Annotated in this window: 2 protein-coding genes and 1 pseudogene; 1 reads left to right on the top strand and 2 read right to left on the bottom strand. The window is 56.1% G+C overall.

From position 1 onward, the window contains the following. Window positions 1-50: 50 nt before the first annotated feature. Both VGE80_RS23530 and VGE80_RS23525 read right to left on the bottom strand, forming a co-directional pair. Window positions 51-920, bottom strand: coding sequence for a dihydroorotate dehydrogenase electron transfer subunit (locus tag VGE80_RS23530; RefSeq protein WP_440594352.1), 870 nt, complete (start codon window positions 918-920; stop codon window positions 51-53). Window positions 921-1,010: 90 nt separating this feature from the next. Further along, on the bottom strand, window positions 1,011-1,940 hold the full coding sequence (locus VGE80_RS23525) for a pseudouridine synthase (RefSeq protein ID WP_440594351.1): 930 nt from the start codon (window positions 1,938-1,940) through the stop codon (window positions 1,011-1,013). A 203-nt stretch (window positions 1,941-2,143) separates the two neighbouring features. Between VGE80_RS23525 and VGE80_RS23520 the strand changes: the two are divergent. Then, window positions 2,144-2,497 (top strand): annotated as a pseudogene (locus VGE80_RS23520) (M3 family metallopeptidase); the annotation flags it as partial.

Raw genomic sequence — 2,497 nt, 5'->3', positions numbered from 1 at the left:
CATCGGCTGCGCCGTCCGGAATCACCAAAGCAAATTTCATAGCGATACTTTCAAACGTCAAAGACGACTTTATCAGCGGCGAAGACAGGTCCTTCGACACAGACCCGACGATAATCCCAGGTGCCGTCATCTTGCGTGATGCGTGTGACACAACTGAAGCAGGCACCGAATCCACAGGCCATGGGTGTTTCCAGTGAAAGCCAACCGGGGATCGAAGTCTCTTTCAGCAATTTTGCCACCGCGTGCATCATTGGTTCCGGACCACAACTGTAAACGACTGTCGGCGTCGTAGCTGCGGTCAGAAGAGGTTTCACCAGATCGGTCACAAATCCGCGATGACCGGCCGAACCATCGTCCGTCGCAATCTGAACATCGATCCCTTCGTCCTGAAAATCCTTCACGCCAGCCAGGTACTCCACACTTCGTACACCATAGCACAGCGTAATTCTGGAAGGGACCTTGGTTACTGCTCTGTGAGGACTGCCGTAAGCTCTTCGTTTCAACGCTTCGCGGACGACAGCCAGAAACGGGGTTTGCCCAATCCCACCGGCGGCGATGATGAGGTGGTCTGCGGTGGGCACGGGAAAGCCATTCCCCAGCGGTCCCCACACTTCCACGCGTTCACCGACTTTCATCGACTCCAGCAGCGTTGTCATCTTTCCGACCACGACATAGCCGAAATCGACTCCTTCGGGCTGACCGGAGGCATCTGAATACACGTCGTACAGAGCGAACGGACGGGCCAGCAACGGATCGCTGCGATCGGCCAACCGAATCATCAGAAACTGTCCCGGGACAATCTGACGTGCCAGGCTTGGGCATCCTAATCGCATTCGCCATGTGTTCCGCGCCATCCGTTCATGCTCGACAATCGTCGCAAACTTCTGAACTGCTGTCGGGACAAGGCCAGGAAGATCCAACGGATTTTCAGTCATATCTCTACCGGTTAGGCCTTACTGCGTACGAATTCTCTGGTTGTGGGGCAACGTGGGTGACTTGACCAGCCAACTTCAGCGTCGCGGTCGTTTGTTCCTGGAACCGCCGCGGTTCGCGGTGGGAATCCTCGAGCTTGGCTTGCGGCGAGGCTTTCCAACCCCTTTGATCCGCTTCCGCTGAGGATTAACAACTTCCTGCTTGCGCCAGGAGGGACGGCGGGACGGATCGCTCGCGGCGTACTGCTTCAGTACCCGCACTTCTGAAGGTGAAAGCGGACGATATGCCGCAGTTTCCAGTTCCCCCAGTTTCATTGGACCAAACGCCGTTCGCCGCAGTTTCAGCACCTTGTGCCCCACTCGCGCGAACAAGCGACGAACTTCCCGGTTCTGACCTTCCGTCAGAACGACCTCCACCAAAGTGCTCTTGCCGTTCGTCTTGATCCGGCGAACGTCCCGCATCCGGAACTTTCCCTCTGTGAAGTGCAGTCCCTGACGTAGTTGCTTGAAAGTGTCGTCCGTTGGGATTCCCGCAATGATACAGCGATAGACACGCTCGACCTGAAAGCGGGGATGAGCCAGAGCATGTGCCAGTTCGCCGTCGTTTGTGACGATCAGCAGACCTTCCGACGACTCGTCCAGCCGACCGACCGAGAACAGGCGGCCCAGCCACGGCGGAAGGAGATCGACGACGCGAGGACGCCCCTGCGGATCGGCATTAGAGCAGACGACCCCCACAGGCTTGTTAACGAGGAAGTACTGTTTCTTCTGGAATTTGATCCGCTCGCCATCCACACAGACCTTCTGAGCCTGGGGATCGACCTTCATTCCCAGTTCGGTGACGGTCATGCCATCAACGGTCACGCGACCGTCGCGAATGTATTCTTCGCAATGACGTCGCGAGGCGATTCCCGCCGAAGCCAGCACTTTTTGCAGGCGTTCCAGCGTTGAATCGTCGTCGTCGAAATGGCTGTCTTCAGAATCAGAACGGGAGGGCGGGAGCGGCATGAATCGGATTTCACATCAGTAAAGTCGTGGCAGTCTTACTTCTATAGCTTATCGTGATTGATCTCACCGAGGAAGGATGTTCCCGCGAACTTGCCGACGAACGACCGTAATCAACTGGGATTCTCGAAACCGGGCGCTGCATTAGTCGAGTTTTCCGTCTAAACTCTCCCGATTATTTTGCATACCAGAGAGGATCCAAGGATATGGCTGATCGCAATTTAGAAACTGACAATCCCCTGCTGGCCACCACGGGATTACCTGATTTTGCTGCCATTCGCCCAGAGCATATCGTTCCCGCCGTCAAGCAGATTGTAAGTCACGCCACCCAAAGACTGGCGGACATCGAGCAGCACCTGGCCCCCACCTGGGAAGGTTCGCTCGGTCAGCTGGAGAAATTAGACCCTCCTTTCGAATACGGCTGGAAGCCCGTCGGTCATCTGTTCGGCGTACTGAATTCTGACGAACTGAGAACCGCCTACGAGACAATCCTGCCCGAGGTGGTTCAGTTCGGACTCCGAGCCAGCCAGAGTGAGCCCATCTACAAGTGCCTGAAAGAG

Source organism: Schlesneria sp. (assembly GCF_036405755.1).
GTDB classification, from domain to species: Bacteria; Planctomycetota; Planctomycetia; order Planctomycetales; family Planctomycetaceae; genus Schlesneria; species Schlesneria sphaerica.
The sequence above is the reverse complement of the archived record's forward strand: the minus strand, read 5'-3'. Positions and strand labels throughout refer to the sequence as shown.